Below are 14525 nucleotides of genomic sequence, written 5' to 3' on the forward strand. Positions count from 1 at the left end.
AAAACGAAAAGAGCAGCCCGTGGGCTGCTCTTTTTTGCTGGCAAAGCCGCGTGACGCGGCCTGCTCGACGGGTCAGAACATCGCGACCCGATGGCGCGCGTGCGCGAATGTCGGGTCGCTTTCGAGCGGCCGGTAGTTCAGGCGCTGCGACAGGTCGACCGCCGCGCCGCATACCGCTTCGACGAGCCGCTCCTTCTCGCCGGCCTCGCCGATTTCCGAGCGCGGCACCGTCGCCGTGATGGCCGAGACGATCGCGCCCGAATGGTCGCGCACGGGCGCGGTCACCGCCGAGATGCCGCTCTCGAACGCGGCCTCGCTCACCGCATAGCCAAGCCGCGCGTAATGACGCACGCGCTCGTACAGCTCGTCGACGGTGCCCGGCGTGCGCTCGGTGAACTGCTCGAGCCGCTTTTCCGGATACAGCTGGCGCAGCGCGTCGCGCGTGAGGTCGCCCATCAGCACGTGGCCGTGCACGGTCGCGTGCGCGGGCAGCCGCGTGCCGACGTGCACCTTCACCGAACCGAACATCGACGTGTTGCTCTGGGCCTTCGCGACGAACACGACATCGCGCTGGTCGCGGATCAACAGGTGCGTCGACAGGCCCGTCGCGTCGCGCAGCCGTTCGAGCACGGGCGCGCCGAGGTCGGTCAGTTCCAGCGAATTCAGGTATTCGAAGCCAAGCCGCATCACGCCGACACCGAGCCGGAAATAGCGGTCGCCGTTCACGCGCTCGAGAAAGCCGAGCGCTTCGAGCGTCTGCAGCAGACGGAAGGTGGTCGTGCGCGGGATGCCGATGCGCTTCGACAGCTCGGGCGCGCCGAGCACCGGCTCGCGCGCGGAGAATTCGGAGAGGATCCGCAGCCCGCGTTCGAGGCCCGGAACCAGATACGACGACGTGCCGCCGGACGGTTCATCGTCGCCCGCGGCCGGTTTCGACGCGTCGTGGTCGGCGTCGTCGCTCGCTGTCGCGCGCGGTGCGCTTGCCGGCTTCGCCGGCGGTTTCGGTGCACCGCTCATCGTTGGATTGACCCTGTGCACATGGACGGAATGGAAGCGTTCACGAAAGACCCGCAATGCTTGATTATGGATTTTCGACCGAGTCGGATCAACACGATCCGGCGCAGGCGGCCGACGGCCCGGCGCGCACGATCGGACAGCCGACTGTCATATAGGCTGATGCGATCGAAAGGATAACAGTGATAGACAGGACTGCCCATCGGAACGTCGCCGGGTGCGGCGGGCGAACGCGAGCGCACCGCACGCGATGTCGCATACGGATGGATTCGGGCAAGTCGGAAAGGAGGGAAAAGGAACAAGAAGACGCGTGAAAACGGACGACCACGCCGATCCGCGAACGGGATCGGCGCGACGGCGTCAGGCCGTCACGGTGTCGGCATACTCGGCGCGCGCGCGCTGACCGGCGGCATAGGCGTCGGCTTCACCGCGAAAGCCGTCCGTGCTGAATGCGACGACTTTCACGCCAACGCCGGACGCCCGTTTTACCGTCAGCGCCCATTGCCATCCGCCGTCTTGTTCAAAGACGTGCAGCGAGGATTCGAGGGATGAGTCCAGTACGGTCACGGGTTATGCTCCTGCCTTACGCGTCCCATTGGCCACGCGTCGGGCATGTCGAAAAAATGCGCCGGTTCGCGGCGCGTTTCAGCTATTCGACAGTCTAGTCAAGGAATGTTGCGACGCACCATCAGGGCTTACACTCGCCTATCGGAACCAAGCGGTCGATCGAATCCGCCTGAAACCCTTATGGCACGGGCCTCTCCGGCACATTGGCGCGGTCCGATATACCACTCGTGCGGCAACGTGCCGCATGGACGACTGCTCGATCGTATCGGTCGAAAAACGGGTCACGATCGAACGCGACCGCGGAGCCGGGCCCCCATAGCCGGCGACTAACGAGTCGCCGCCGCCGACACAACCCGCCGGAACGTCAGATTGATGCGCTCGCCCTGCACGGCCGGCGCCTTCGGCACGCGATGCTGCCATTCGGCCTGCGTGCGGCCGCGCATCACGAGCAGGCTGCCGTGCGTCAGCCGGTACGCATGCACGACGCCGGTCGCGCGATGACGAAGATCGAACACGCGCATCGCACCCAGGCTGACCGACGCGATCACCGGGGCGTCGCCGAGTTCCGGCTCGTTGTCCGCATGCCAGCCGAGGCTGTCCTGTCCGTTGCGGTAACGATTGAGCAGCACGCTGTTGAAAGTCTCGCCGCACGTGAGCTCGACTGCACGCTTCAGATCGAGCACGGCCGCCGTCCACGGCGCGGGCACGTTGCGGATTCCCGAATACACGTAGACGGCGTCCGGTTCGCCCTGCCACGCGGTGAGCCGCGGCAGCGGAATGCGGCCGCGCGGCGTGCGGATCGTGTCCTGTTGCCATGCGACTTCATCGATCAGCGCGGCCAACACGCGATCGGCGTCGGACGGTGCCAGCCAGTCCGGGTACCAGTCCACGTCGGGCGCGGGCGCATCGGCGAAAAGATCGGGCGTCGACATGTCGGGATCAGGCGGAAAGTGGACGGTGCGGATGGACCATGTCTGCATGGTAGACAACGGCGACACGCGCCGCCATGCGCTGTCATTCCGCCGCGTGACGCGGACGCCCGCGCGAGCGGCGAGCGGCGAGCGGCGAACGGCGAACGGCGAACGGCGAACGGCGAACGGCGAAGCATTTGCAGCGTGTCATACCGTCATCGCGGCGCACGTCGATTTCGACGCTATCGCGCGCCGGTCACCCTGTCGCGCCGGTCACCCAGTCGCGCCCGTCACCCAGTCGCGCGCGTCAACCGGATCAGCGTGATTTCGGACGGCACGCCGAAGCGGTTCGGCGGCCCCCAGTAGCCGGTGCCGCGGCTCGTATAGAGCCACATCGCGCCGAACCGGTTCAGCCCGCCGATCACCGGCTGCTGCAGACGCACGAACGGCGGCCACGGCAGGAACTGGCCGCCGTGCGTATGGCCCGACAGCTGCACGGTGAAGCCGGCGCGGCTCGCCGCTTCCGCGCTGCGCGGCTGGTGCGCGAGCAGGATCTTCGTCGCGACGTCGCGTGGCGCGCCCGCCAGCGCCTGCTCGGGGTCGCTGCGATGCGCGGGATCGAACCCGCCCGCCGTGAAATCGGTGACGCCCGCGAGCACCGCGCGCGCACCATCATGCTCGATCAGCACGTGCTCGTTGAGCAGCACCGTCAACCCGATTCGCCGGAATTCGTCGATCCACGCGTGCGCGCCGGCGTAGTACTCGTGGTTGCCCGTCACGAGGAAGCTGCCGTGCCGCGACTGCATGCGGCCGAGCGGCGCCGTGTGTTCGCGCAGCCGCTTGACCGAGCCGTCGACCACGTCGCCGGTGATGACGACGAGATCCGCATCGAGCGCATTGACCGCCCGCACGATCCGCTCGATATAAGGCCGCTTGATCGTCGGCCCGACGTGAATGTCCGACAGTTGCACGATCGTCAGCCCGTCGAGCGCGGCCGGCAGCCCGTCGAGCGGAATCGACACGCGCTTGACCGCCGCCGTGCGGCGCGCGCCGACGAATCCGATCGCCGTGACCAGCACCGCGGCCACCAGCACGCCGAGCGCCGTGTCGGCGCTCGCGCCGCTCCACGCGCCGTCGTGCCCGAGATGCCGCCACGCGACGACGCCGAGCAGCACCAGCTCGCGCAGGAACGTCAGCACCAGCAGGGACGAGAAGAAGCCCATCGCGAGCGCGCCGGCCCAGCCGACGAGCGTCGCGGCCCAGCCTTCGTCGAAGCGGCGCGAGAACATGCCGACCGGGATCAGCACGACGAAGCTCGCCAGGACCAGCGCCGCGATCGTGCGCGCGAGCGGCGACGCGAATGCGCCGGGAATGATCCGCATCCCGACATACAAATGGAACAGCACGCCGATTGCGATGAACCGGACAAAGAAACTTCGCATGGAACACTCATCCTCGTTGCGCTACCACCGTCGCGCGGCGCGTCGGCCGGGATCGTGACGTCAAGTCTCGTCATGCCCCGCGCCACGCACCGCGTCCTTCGCACGATGGTACACAGATACCGGCCGGCTCGACCGGACGCGGATTCGCAACCGCTCGCGCAGCAATCCGGCGATCCCTGCCGCGATTCCTGCCCATCGGCGAACAACCGTCGCCGGCGCGGTTTCGTCTGACGATCCTTTACAGTCCGTCAGCAACCCTGCGCAAGCATGCGCTGGCAGAATCGCGGACCGCGCCACGACCGGACCCGAACGCCCGCCGGGCGCCCCGGCGCACGCCGCATCGCTGGCGGTCCGCACCGCGCTGATTTATGATCGGCTCCGTATCGCGGAATCGTCGTCGCGGCAACGAACCGCATTGCGCCGTGCCCGGCATCAACCCCAACGTCGAGCTCGTCCACACCATGAGAAAAACAACGCCGCGCGTACCCCTGCGCGCCGCCGCCGTCCTGGTGCCAGCCCTGCCGCTCGCGGGCTGCACGTCGCGCGGCGCACCGTCGTACGTCCTGTTCGGCGCGTATTTCCCGCTCTGGCTCGTCAGCGCGATCGTCGGCATCGTCGGCGCGATCGTCGCGCACCGCGTGTTCGTCGCGACCGGCTGGGCCGCCACGGTGCCCTACCAGCTCGCCGTCTGCACCGCGATCGGGCTCGTGGTCGCCGTGATCGTATGGCTCACCGGCACGGGGCCGTTTGCATGAAGGCCGCCGGCATCACCCGCCCGTCCACGAAAGGCCGCGCGATCGCGCTGGCGATCGTCGCGCTCGGCATCGCCGCGCTCGCGTACGCGTACCACCGCACATCGGCCTACCCGTCCACCGACGACGCGTCGATCGACGCGGATCTCGTCCACGTCGCGTCGCCCGTCGGCGGCCGCATCGTGCGGCTCGCCGTGCACGAGAACCAGCGCGTCGCGAAAGGCGACCTGCTGTATGAAATCGACCCGGTGCCGTACCGGCTGACGGTCGCGCAAGCGCAGGCCGATGTCGAGCTCGCGCGCGCATCGCTCGACACGCGCCGCCGGTCGCTGATCGGCGAGCATTCGAACGCGGCGGTCGCCGCCGAGCAGGTCAAGCGCGCGACGCAGAATTACGACCTCGCGACGCGCGACGTGAACCGCCTCGCACCGCTCGCCGCGCAGGGCTACGTGAGCGCGCAGCAGTTCGACCAGGCGAAGGTGCGGCAGCGCGATGCGGCCGTGTCGCTCGCGCAGGCCAAGGAACAGCAGCGATCGTCCGCGCAGACGATCGGCGACGATGCCGACGCGATCGCGACGCTCCATGCGCGCGAAGCCGCACTCGCCCGCGCGCAGCACGCGCTCGACGATACGGTCGTGCGCGCGCCGCATGACGGGCTCGTGACGGGGCTGACCGTGCTCGCCGGCGAAACCCTCGCGCCGAACCAGTCGATCTTCACGCTGATCGACGCAAGCGAATGGTTCGCGGTCGGCAATTTCCGCGAGACGTCGCTGAATCGCATCGCGGTCGGCGATTGCGCGACCGTCTATTCGATGATCGACCGCAGCCGTGCGCTGACGGGCAAGGTGGTCGGCATCGGCGCGGGGATCGCGGACAGCGATCGCATCAACCTGCCGCGCGCGCTGCCGATCGTGCAGCGTTCGGTGAACTGGGTGCATGTCGCGCAGCGCTTCCCCGTGCGCGTGAAGCTCGACGAACCCGACGGCAAGCTCGTGCGTGTCGGCGCGAGCGCGATCGTCGAGGTCCGGCATGGCTCGGCCTGCCGCTGACGTCCGCGCGCCGGGCCCGCGCGAAATCCTGCGACTGCTCGCGCCGTTTCCGGGGCGCACGTCGATCGCCGTGCGGGTCGCGCTGATCTGCGCGCTGACCGTGCTCGTGACGAGCGCGTACGGTACGCCCGAAGCCGCGCTGTCCGCCTACGTCGTGTTCTTCATGATCCGCGCCGACCGCGTGACGAGCATCGTGCTCGCGGCGGCGCTGCTGCTGATCGTCACGATCGTGATCGGGCTCGTGCTCGGCATCGCGATCTTCAGCATCGACTATTCGATCCTGCGGGTCGCGTGCATGGCCGTGCTGTCGGTCGGGCTGCTGTACCTGACGTCGGCCAGCAAGCTTCGCCCCGTGGGCGCGATCCTCGCGATGATCGTCGGCTTCGGGCTCGACCAGCTCGGCCTCGCACCGTTTGGCGAAGCCGCGACCCGCGCGCTGCTGTATATCTGGCTGACGGTCGCGATTCCGGTCGGCGTTGCGATCGGCGTCAACTTGCTGATCGCGCCATCGCCGCGCCGGCTCGCGCTCGCGCAGATCGCGAAGGGCCTGCGGCTCGCCGCGCGGCGGCTGCGCGGCGACGACGACGCGCGCGCAGCATTCGACGCCAGCCTGCGCGAAGGCGACAAGCAGTTGCTGACGTGGCTCAAGCTGTCGAAACTCGAAGGCTCGTCGAGCGCCGCCGACGTTGCGGCACTGCGCCAGGCGATTGCGTCGAGCACGGCGCTGATGGTCGGCGTCGCGCTGGCCGATCGCGAACCCGAAGCACGGCTGCCCGACGCGTTCGCCTCACCGATCGCGGCCACGCTCGACGAGATGGCGGCCATTCTCGAGCGCGGCGGCTATCCGGTCGACGTGACGCTCGCGCTGCCGCCGGTCGATACACTGCCGCCGCTCGCGCGCGTTGCCGCGACGGATCTTCATGCAGCGATCACGCGCTTCGCGGAACCGGGCGCGGCGGCCGATACGACAGCACCCGCGCCGGCCGCGCCCGTCGGCGCGTCCGCTGCCGCCCGCCCCGAGCCCGAGCCCCTCGCATCGCCCGCGCCTGCGCCGCGCGGCGGCTTCTTCCTGCCGGATGCGCGCAGCAATCCCGATCACATCCGCTATGCGCTGAAGACGACCGCCGCGGCCATCTTCTGCTATCTGCTGTATTCGCAGCTCGACTGGTCGGGCATCCATACGTGCGTCGTCACCTGCTACATCGTGTCGCTCGGCTCGACCGCCGAGACGGTCGAGAAGCTCACGCTGCGGATCGTCGGCTGCATCGTCGGTGCGCTGCTCGGCACCGCGGCGCTCGTGTTCGTCGTTCCGGCGCTGTCGTCGGTCGGTGAGTTGATGGCGCTGGTGTTCGCCGGCGCGTGGCTGTCCGCGTGGGTCGCGTTCGGCTCGCCGCGCATCGGGTACGCGGGCTTCCAGATCGCGTTCGCGTTTTTCCTGTGCGTGATCCAGGGCGCCGGCCCCGGCTTCGACCTGACGATCGCGCGCGATCGCACGATCGGCATCCTGCTCGGCAACGTCGTCGTGTATCTCGTATTCACGCGCATCTGGCCCGTCAGCATCGGCAAGCAGATCGACGTCGCGCTCGCCGCGCTGCTCGAGCAATGGCGCCGCGTCGTGCAGATCGCGCAGCCGGCCGAACGCCGCACGCTCGCCGCCGAAGCCTTCGCGCGCCACGGCGCGATCGCGCAGGAACTCGGCCTCGTCCACTACGAACCGTCGTGGGTACGCCCCGCCGCGACGTGGCTCGCCACCCGGCGCCGCGCACTCGCGGAACTCGGCGCGCTCGAGGGCCCGCTGTTCCTGCTCGCGGAGCGCGCGCCGGGCGACGCGGCGATCGGCGCGCGGCTCGCGCGCGTGGTCGCGCTGCGTGACGGCGACCCGGCTGGCGACCCCGCTGCGCCGGCGCCACCGTCGACAGCAAGCGCGGCAACCATGCCGGCCGCGCCACCGGCCGCCGCACCCGCCGACCCTGCACGCGACGCGCTGCTGAACCTGATCGACACGCGGCTCGCGCACATCGCCGACGCCGCGCGTCAAGCCACCCCGAAGGAGCCTGCCCCTCATGCGCGTCCCTGAACCGCCGGCCGCGTCGATCGCCGCCGCCGCGCTCGCGACTGCCGTCGCGCTGGCCGGTTGCGCAACGTCGTCGATCGATCTGGCGCCGGACGCACCCGATCGCCCGTGGCAGCCGCAAACGTCGGCCGCGGGCGACATCGTGCCGGCCCCGCCGCTCGCGTCCGCGCAACGCGCACCGCACGACTACACGCTGCCGGCCTCGCCCGCGCTCGCATCGGTGTCGCCGCCCGCCGCGCTCGATACCGCGCATCCGTACACGCTGCCCGAGCTGATCGATCTCGCCGAATCGACGAACCCGCTGACCCGCATCGCGTGGAACGACGCACGCAACGCGGCGCTCGCGGTCGGCATCGCGAAGGCCGCGTACCTGCCGAATTTGTCCGCGACCGCGATGGGCGCGTACCAGACGAGCCACGGCTCGACATCCACGATCCTCGGCGACGCGTCGAGCAACACGACCGTGCACGGCACGATCTCGGCGCTGTCGCTGCAATGGCTGCTGTTCGATTTCGGCGGCCGTGCGGCGCGCGTCGAGGCGGCCGAGCAGGCGTCGGTCGCGTCGAACGTCGCATTCACGGCCGTGCATCAGCAGGTGATCCACGACGTGACGGTCGCGTACTACCGCTACGAAGCCGCCCGCTCGCGCGCGGCCAGCGCGCAGCAGGGCCTGACGAACGCCGATGCGATCCTCGCGGCGTCCCGCGCACGGCTCAAACAAGGCGTCGGCACCGTCGTCGAACTCGCTCAGTCGACGCAGAACCGCGCGCAGGCGAATCTCGCGCTGGTGCAGGCAAACGGCGCGCAAAGCGACAGCTACCTCGCACTGGTGTCCGCGCTCGGCATCTCGCCGCTGTCGAAGCCGTCGATCGCCGCGCTGCCGAAGCGGCCGCTGCCGCCCGCGCTCGCTTCGTCGGTCGACGCGATCGTGTCGGATGCGATCGCGCGCCGTCCCGACCTGCAGGGCGCGTATGCGCTGGAGCAGGCCAACCGCGCGAAGATCAAGGCCGCGGAAGCCGCGTTCATGCCGAAGGTCTTCCTGTCCGCGTCGACGTCCTATGCCAGCGGCGGCACGGCGATCACCGCGCTGCCCGCGATCGGCGACCAGGCGCCGACCGTCAACCTGAACGGCAGCCGCTACGGCGGCGGCGTGTTCCTCGGCGTGACGATCCCGCTATACGATGGCGGCCTGCGCTCGGCAGTGCTGATGCAGGCACGCAACGATGCGCAGAGCGCGTCCGCGCGCCTCACGCGGACCAAGGAGGAAGCCGTCCGCCAGGTCGTCGCCGCGCAGAATGCGGTGCAGACGAGCCTCGCGTCGCACGATGCGGCAAAGGCGCTCGTCGATGCCGCGCAGACCAGCTACGACGCGGCGCTGACCGCGTACCGGAACGGCGTGGGCTCGGTCACCGATGCGACGATCGCGCAAAGCCAGCTGCTCGCAGCCCGCAACGCGGAGGTCGACAGCTACGCCGGCGCGCTGTCGGCCGCCGCCGCGCTCGCGCTCGCGACGGGGACGATCGGGTCGTCGCAGGCACCGTCGCAGTAACCGGCGCGGTAGCGTGCAGTCACCGTCGCAGTGAGGCGCCGGCCGTGCGCGGCCGGCCGCCCAGCCGGTTGACGGGTGCGCGGGCGGCCGACTAGAATGCCGCCCATTCTTCCTTCAGGAACCATCGTGGACAGTTGCAGCACTCCGTTGCGTGCGCCGCTTGCCGCCTGAACGCCTGTCCGACGCAGTTCTCCTGCCGCGGCTCGCGTTCCGCGAGCCCGCACGCCTCCCGTTTCACACTGAATGACGCATTCGCGCGGTACAGTGCCGCGCGATGACGGCCATCGTGCCGCGTTCGGCATCGCGCCGACGCGACGCGGGCCGGCATGCGCTCATTGCACGGCAGGACACTCATGACTCTCGATTTCGCACTCCGTCTTTTCGTCGCGTTCGCCTGCGGCGTCGCGATCGGCCTCGAACGCCAGATGCGGCAACGCACGGCGGGCCTGCGCACGATCACGCTCGTCGCGAGCGGCGCGTGCCTGTTCGTCACGCTCGGCGTGCTGACCGGCAACGGCGTGGCCGGCGTCACGCAGATCGCTGCCTACGTCGTGTCGGGCGTCGGCTTTCTCGGCGGCGGCGTGATCATGCGCGACAAGGGTTCGATCCAGGGCATCAACACGGCCGCGACGCTGTGGTGCTCGGCCGCCGTCGGCGTGCTGGCCGGCTCCGGCCACTTCGTGCCGGCACTGGCCGGCACGGGCGTCGTGCTGCTCACCAACACGGTGCTGCGCGGCGTCAGCCAGGCGATCAACGCGACTCCCGTATCGAATGCCGATCTCGTGCGCGAATACCAGATCACCGTGATCTGCCTCACCGCGGACGAAGTGCACATCCGCACACTGCTGTCGAATTCGATGTATGCGAAACCGCTGTCGTTCCAGAGCCTGACCAGCGAGGACGTGCCCGAGCAGCCGGATCGGCTGAAGGTGACCGCGACGCTGAAACTGCATCCGAAGGATCAGCAGAAGCTCGAGCAGATCGCGAGCCGGATGAGCATGGAGAAGAGCATTTCCAGCGTGAGCTGGACCGCGAAGGAAGCGGAGCCGCTGATGGAGTGAGCGGCCGTGGCCGCGCGTGCGATCCGGCGACAGGACTGCCCCGCCGCCGGTGTCGCGTCAGGGCGTGTCGATGAGTCCGGCCCCGATCGCCTTGACGACCGCCTGGACCTTGTTCGTCGCGCCGAGCTTCTCGAGGATGTTGTTCACGTGGAAGTTGACCGTGCGCTCCGAGATGCTGAGGATCTGGCCGATCTCGCACGCGGTCTTGCCTTCGGCCGTCCAGCGCAGCACCTCGCGCTCGCGTGCGGTCAGCGTGACGCTCGACTCCGGCGACAGCTTCGGCACCATGAAGCGGCTCATCAGCGAATGCGACAGGTTCGCGAGCCAGTTCGTCTGCAGCGTCAGCATGTTGATCTCGGCCGGCGTGAGCCGGTCCGCATGACGGGCGATGCTCAGCAGCCCGAACGCGCCGCGCGCCGCCCAGCTCGACTGCGCAACGCCCACTGACAGCCCGTAGTCGCGCGCGTCCTGCCACAACGGGCACGGGTCGATCCGGTCGACGTCCGGCCACACGATCATGTTGGTGCTCATCGCGCCGTCGCGGACCGTCGAATCGATCTCGATGTAGTTCTGCGCCTGGTAGCGCGCCATCCAGCCGTCCGGATAGGTATTGAAGATCGCGACGGCCGGCTTCGATACGGGCAGCGGCACGCGAATGCCGTAACAGCAATATTCGAAGCCGAGGCGTTTAGAATAGGCAGCGATCCGCTGGAAGAGCTGCTGCTCGTCTTCCGCGGCACTGAATTGTTGGTAGGCATCCTGCCAGCGTAATTCCATTATTTCTCCGACAACGTCACGCTGTCATACCTGTCAGGTGCCAGCGCCGGTTCGGGGCTGATACATTCCGCGCATGACTTCACCTTTGTTGCACCCGGTCCGCGGCGCGTCTCCGGACGGCTACGTACGGCTGTCCGAAAACGCACTGGCCGCGCTCGCGCTCGACCATGTCGCCAGCGACCTCGATGCATCGCTGCTCGCGGAACTGCGCGACAGCGCCATCGACGCGCGCCTGGCCGGCTATACCGAATGGCACCGCCCGGCCAGTGCCGGCGTCGCATACCTGACGGTCGGCTGGGACTGGTATCTCGAACGTGCAACGGGCACGTTCGTGATCGCGGGCGGCGACGTCCGCAGCAACATCATGGCCGTGGACGCCAACGGCGCCGACCTCGGCATGTTCCGCACCGCCGCCGCGCTCGTCGCGCGGCTCGCTGGCATCGACTGGCCCGCCGCCGTCGCATCGTCGCTGCTCGGCCGCAATGACACCTATCATGCCGGTCCCACGCTCCAGTGACAATCTGCCACGCTTTCCTCTGACATTTCCTCAAGACTGGCGCTCTTTATAAGCAAAAGCCGCCCGTATTTCAATCCCGCCGATCAAGAAACCGTTACCACCGGTCAAATCGCGTCGGCGCACGTCTACCTGTAAGAGTTACCAGTTACCGCCTCCTCGGGACGCGCGCTGTAATGCGTGCATACAAAGATCAATCCGAGGACACCATGCGAACCTTCGTTCACGAGGAAGGGCGGTTGCCGCACGAACTTGCAGCGGATTTAGGGCGCTATCGGCGCCGTGTATTCGTCGAACAGCTCGGTTGGGCGCTTCCGTCGGCGAACGAGAGTTTCGAGCGCGATCAGTTCGATCGCGACGATACCGTCTACGTGTTCGCGAGAAACGCCGGCGGCGACGTGTGCGGATGTGCGCGCCTGTTGCCGACCACCCGCCCGTATCTGCTGAAGTCGCTGTTCGCCGACCTGATCGCCGAAGACGTCCCGCTGCCGCAATCGGCCGCCGTCTGGGAGCTGTCGCGGTTCGCGGCGACCGGCGACGAAGGCGGTCCGGGCAATGCCGAGTGGGCCGTCCGCCCGATGCTCGCCGCGGTCGTCGAATGCGCGGCGCAGCTGGGCGCGCGGCAGTTGATCGGCGTGACATTCGCGAGCATGGAGCGGCTGTTCCGCCGGATCGGCGTGCACGCGCACCGGGCAGGCCCGCCGAAGCAGGTGGACGGTCGTCTGGTTGTCGCATGCTGGATCGACATCGATCCGCAAACGTTTGCTGCACTTGGAATCGAGCCGGGACGGGCCGCCCGGCAAGCCATCGCCGCCTGAGCCGGAACGCGCGTAGTCCGGCCGCGGCATCGTAACGAAGGAGAACCACCTTGGACCAGTCTCAGGTCTTTCGCGCGATGATGCCCGGCTTGACGGGTGCCGGCGGCGCCCGCATCGCAGTCGCCTACCCGTCGTTCCCGCGGCCGCTGCCGCTCGTGCGGCTCGATCGCCGCGGCCTCGTGTTCCGGGCGGCCGGCGCCGCGCCGCTCGTCTGCGGGCTGCCGCGCGCGGCGACGCTGCTGGTCGCCGACGAGCCGCTCTGTTCGCTGCGCCTCGTGATCCGCGACATCGCCGCTGTCGGCGACGGCCGGCACGACCTCACGATGCAGCCGTCGGGTGCCGCCGGCGACGAACTGCTGTGGCACGCGCTACGCGAGCGCGAACCGTACCGGCAGATCGGGCAGCCGCTCGCGCCCGTCGATGCGGCGATCGCACCGATCGGCAAGCCGCAGGCTGCGGGCGACACCGCGCAGCGTCCGTCGCGCAGCGCGGCGTTCCGTCTGCGCAGCCACAGCGATGCGCTGTTCTTCGCCGACTGGCTCGAATATCACTTCGACGAGCTGCGCGCGCTGTCGCAGCGGCATGGGCCACAACTGCAGCTCAACCAGTTGCAGCGGCAGGTCGCCGACGACGAGGTCGGCGTGCGCTTCCTCTATGACATCGACGGACACGCGACGCGACACGCGCTGACCGATTGCGCGCGCGAGGCCTGCGCGTGGATCGAGATGGAAATGCGCGACAAGTACGCGGTGCCGGTTGCGCAGGAGCGGTTCGGCGCATTTGCTGCGCACGCGCGGGCTGGCGGCATGTGAGCAGGTGAGAGTGGCGGGAGCCCACGGATACGCGACGATCGGTGGGTTGAACGGCGAATGTGCCGGGCAGGACATGGCGGAATGTCGGATCGCGGGAAGAGCCGCGATACGCAGTGCTCTCCTCTTGCCCGGAAAGCAGTTCGCGCTGCGTTGCACAATTACAACTAGGGCTTGCCATCCCTCGGGTTTTCCCTTAAAGTTACATCTGTCTCCTCCATGTCTCCAAACATGGATTCAGCCCGCTCCCAGGAGCGGGCTTTTTCTTGCCTGCGCGGTTTAGCGGGGACACATCAAAATTCCGTGCTTTCGGCACATTTCCCGTGGCCCGGCGGCTTATCATCGGCGAACCGTCACGCACAGCCGACGTCGTCATGCACGCCCACCTGCGCATCGCCCGTCCCGTCGCCGATCTCGCCCGAACCGAGCGCATGTATCGCGACGCGTTCGAATTGTCGGTACTCGCGCGCTTCGCCGATCACGACGGCTTCTCCGGCATCATGCTCGGATGCGAAGGGCTCGACTACCACTTCGAATTCACGCACTGCCCAGCGCATCCGGTCGCACCCTCCCCCACGCCCGAAGACTTGATCGTCTTCTATCTGCCCGACCACGGTGCCTGGGAAGCCGCATGCGCACGCGCAGCCGCGCACGGCTTCATGCGCGTGGCGTCGTTCAATCCGTATTGGGATGCCTCCGGACAGACTTTCGAGGACCCCGATGGCTACCGGATCGTCCTGCAGAACGCGGAATGGCGTTGACGGGCAGGCATGCCAGAACCGTTACGCGCTGAGATCACCGCCGCGACGAAGAGTCATCGCATGCGACAAACAGCATATGCCGTGGGAGCGCATGTCCTCGCGGCTACGCAGGATGACTACCGAGATTGCTTGCGTGCGTCGGATTGCCCTTCGAAGCGTGCGATGGTTGCCCGTGCATCGGCAGGCAACCCACATCGGCCACGCGCGAGCCATGCGGTCACGGCGGGATCTGAACGCATCGCCACCAGTGCGCCGGCATCGTCCGGGCGCCGGCGACGCAACGTCAAACGTTCGGTTTCGATCTTCGATAGCGTGGTCAACCGTGATCGGGATGTACAGGGAGCACGGGATGCGTCAGCCCGCACGTATGCGCTTTCGATAGCGCGGTAACGAGCCCGAATGCAAAGTGAAGGAGTGAGGCGCCTGA

14 protein-coding genes are annotated in these 14525 nt (G+C 68.3%); 9 read left to right on the forward strand and 5 right to left on the reverse strand.

The features are described 5' to 3' along the window. Positions 1-72 precede the first annotated feature (72 nt). From ACP26O_RS17965 to ACP26O_RS17980, 4 genes are all read right to left on the reverse strand, one after another. Positions 73-1017 (reverse strand): IclR family transcriptional regulator, encoded by a 945-nt coding sequence (locus ACP26O_RS17965; RefSeq protein ID WP_175663575.1) that lies wholly within the window; start codon positions 1015-1017, stop codon positions 73-75. Between the two features lie 357 nt (positions 1018-1374). After that, positions 1375-1581, reverse strand: a complete 207-nt coding sequence (locus ACP26O_RS17970) for a hypothetical protein (RefSeq protein ID WP_011659101.1) — start codon at positions 1579-1581, stop codon at positions 1375-1377. A 326-nt stretch (positions 1582-1907) separates the two neighbouring features. Continuing rightward, positions 1908-2513 (reverse strand): alpha-ketoglutarate-dependent dioxygenase AlkB family protein, encoded by a 606-nt coding sequence (locus tag ACP26O_RS17975; protein WP_011659102.1) that lies wholly within the window; start codon positions 2511-2513, stop codon positions 1908-1910. 269 nt (positions 2514-2782) lie between these two features. After that, positions 2783-3934: a metallophosphoesterase gene (locus tag ACP26O_RS17980; protein WP_175663574.1), complete on the reverse strand. Its 1152-nt coding sequence runs from the start codon at positions 3932-3934 to the stop codon at positions 2783-2785. A 461-nt stretch (positions 3935-4395) separates the two neighbouring features. Here ACP26O_RS17980 and ACP26O_RS17985 point away from each other — a divergent pair, with 461 nt between their 5' ends. The 5 genes from ACP26O_RS17985 to ACP26O_RS18005 all read left to right on the forward strand — a co-directional run bounded on the left by ACP26O_RS17985 (position 4396) and on the right by ACP26O_RS18005 (position 10419). Beyond that, a complete protein-coding gene (locus ACP26O_RS17985) occupies positions 4396-4689 on the forward strand; it encodes a hypothetical protein (protein ID WP_041491666.1) in 294 nt (97 codons plus the stop codon). Continuing rightward, a complete protein-coding gene (gene mdtN / locus ACP26O_RS17990) occupies positions 4686-5735 on the forward strand; it encodes a multidrug transporter subunit MdtN (protein WP_175663573.1) in 1050 nt (349 codons plus the stop codon). Before ACP26O_RS17985 ends, mdtN begins: the two co-directional genes overlap by 4 nt. Continuing rightward, positions 5716-7812: an FUSC family protein gene (locus tag ACP26O_RS17995; protein WP_175663572.1), complete on the forward strand. Its 2097-nt coding sequence runs from the start codon at positions 5716-5718 to the stop codon at positions 7810-7812. The genes mdtN and ACP26O_RS17995 overlap by 20 nt, the downstream gene beginning before the upstream one ends. Continuing rightward, entirely contained in the window at positions 7799-9358 is a 1560-nt protein-coding gene (locus ACP26O_RS18000; RefSeq protein WP_175654548.1) for a TolC family protein, read from the forward strand. The genes ACP26O_RS17995 and ACP26O_RS18000 overlap by 14 nt, the downstream gene beginning before the upstream one ends. A gap of 353 nt (positions 9359-9711) precedes the next feature. Continuing rightward, on the forward strand, positions 9712-10419 hold the full coding sequence (locus ACP26O_RS18005; protein ID WP_011659108.1) for an MgtC/SapB family protein: 708 nt from the start codon (positions 9712-9714) through the stop codon (positions 10417-10419). 57 nt (positions 10420-10476) lie between these two features. Here ACP26O_RS18005 and ACP26O_RS18010 read toward each other — a convergent pair whose 3' ends face one another. Beyond that, positions 10477-11196: an autoinducer binding domain-containing protein gene (locus ACP26O_RS18010; protein WP_105833366.1), complete on the reverse strand. Its 720-nt coding sequence runs from the start codon at positions 11194-11196 to the stop codon at positions 10477-10479. Positions 11197-11269: 73 nt separating this feature from the next. Between ACP26O_RS18010 and ACP26O_RS18015 the strand changes: the two genes are divergently transcribed. The 4 genes from ACP26O_RS18015 to ACP26O_RS18030 all read left to right on the forward strand — a co-directional run bounded on the left by ACP26O_RS18015 (position 11270) and on the right by ACP26O_RS18030 (position 14098). Next, positions 11270-11713, forward strand: coding sequence for a DUF4902 domain-containing protein (locus ACP26O_RS18015; RefSeq protein ID WP_175663571.1), 444 nt, complete (start codon positions 11270-11272; stop codon positions 11711-11713). Between the two features lie 206 nt (positions 11714-11919). Continuing rightward, complete coding sequence (locus tag ACP26O_RS18020; RefSeq protein ID WP_105833364.1) at positions 11920-12528, forward strand: acyl-homoserine-lactone synthase; 609 nt, start codon at positions 11920-11922, stop codon at positions 12526-12528. Between the two features lie 50 nt (positions 12529-12578). After that, complete coding sequence (locus ACP26O_RS18025) at positions 12579-13340, forward strand: hypothetical protein (protein WP_175663570.1); 762 nt, start codon at positions 12579-12581, stop codon at positions 13338-13340. Positions 13341-13711: 371 nt separating this feature from the next. After that, positions 13712-14098: a VOC family protein gene (locus ACP26O_RS18030; protein WP_175663569.1), complete on the forward strand. Its 387-nt coding sequence runs from the start codon at positions 13712-13714 to the stop codon at positions 14096-14098. Positions 14099-14525 lie beyond the last annotated feature (427 nt).

The sequence above is a fragment of the Burkholderia sp. R-40 genome (genome assembly GCF_049942845.1).
Taxonomy (GTDB): Bacteria; Pseudomonadota; Gammaproteobacteria; order Burkholderiales; family Burkholderiaceae; genus Burkholderia; species Burkholderia ambifaria.

What these genes read in the sequence shown, in the direction of transcription:
- ACP26O_RS18010 (WP_105833366.1), bottom strand. Translation starts at nt 11,196, where the DNA reads ATGGAATTACGCTGGCAGGATGCCTACCAACAATTCAGTGCCGCGGAA.
- ACP26O_RS17985 (WP_041491666.1), top strand. Translation starts at nt 4,396, where the DNA reads ATGAGAAAAACAACGCCGCGCGTACCCCTGCGCGCCGCCGCCGTCCTG.
- ACP26O_RS17980 (WP_175663574.1), bottom strand. Translation starts at nt 3,934, where the DNA reads ATGCGAAGTTTCTTTGTCCGGTTCATCGCAATCGGCGTGCTGTTCCAT.
- ACP26O_RS18000 (WP_175654548.1), top strand. Translation starts at nt 7,799, where the DNA reads ATGCGCGTCCCTGAACCGCCGGCCGCGTCGATCGCCGCCGCCGCGCTC.
- mdtN (WP_175663573.1), top strand. Translation starts at nt 4,686, where the DNA reads ATGAAGGCCGCCGGCATCACCCGCCCGTCCACGAAAGGCCGCGCGATC.
- ACP26O_RS17975 (WP_011659102.1), bottom strand. Translation starts at nt 2,513, where the DNA reads ATGTCGACGCCCGATCTTTTCGCCGATGCGCCCGCGCCCGACGTGGAC.
- ACP26O_RS18005 (WP_011659108.1), top strand. Translation starts at nt 9,712, where the DNA reads ATGACTCTCGATTTCGCACTCCGTCTTTTCGTCGCGTTCGCCTGCGGC.
- ACP26O_RS17995 (WP_175663572.1), top strand. Translation starts at nt 5,716, where the DNA reads ATGGCTCGGCCTGCCGCTGACGTCCGCGCGCCGGGCCCGCGCGAAATC.
- ACP26O_RS18020 (WP_105833364.1), top strand. Translation starts at nt 11,920, where the DNA reads ATGCGAACCTTCGTTCACGAGGAAGGGCGGTTGCCGCACGAACTTGCA.
- ACP26O_RS18030 (WP_175663569.1), top strand. Translation starts at nt 13,712, where the DNA reads ATGCACGCCCACCTGCGCATCGCCCGTCCCGTCGCCGATCTCGCCCGA.
- ACP26O_RS17965 (WP_175663575.1), bottom strand. Translation starts at nt 1,017, where the DNA reads ATGAGCGGTGCACCGAAACCGCCGGCGAAGCCGGCAAGCGCACCGCGC.
- ACP26O_RS18015 (WP_175663571.1), top strand. Translation starts at nt 11,270, where the DNA reads ATGACTTCACCTTTGTTGCACCCGGTCCGCGGCGCGTCTCCGGACGGC.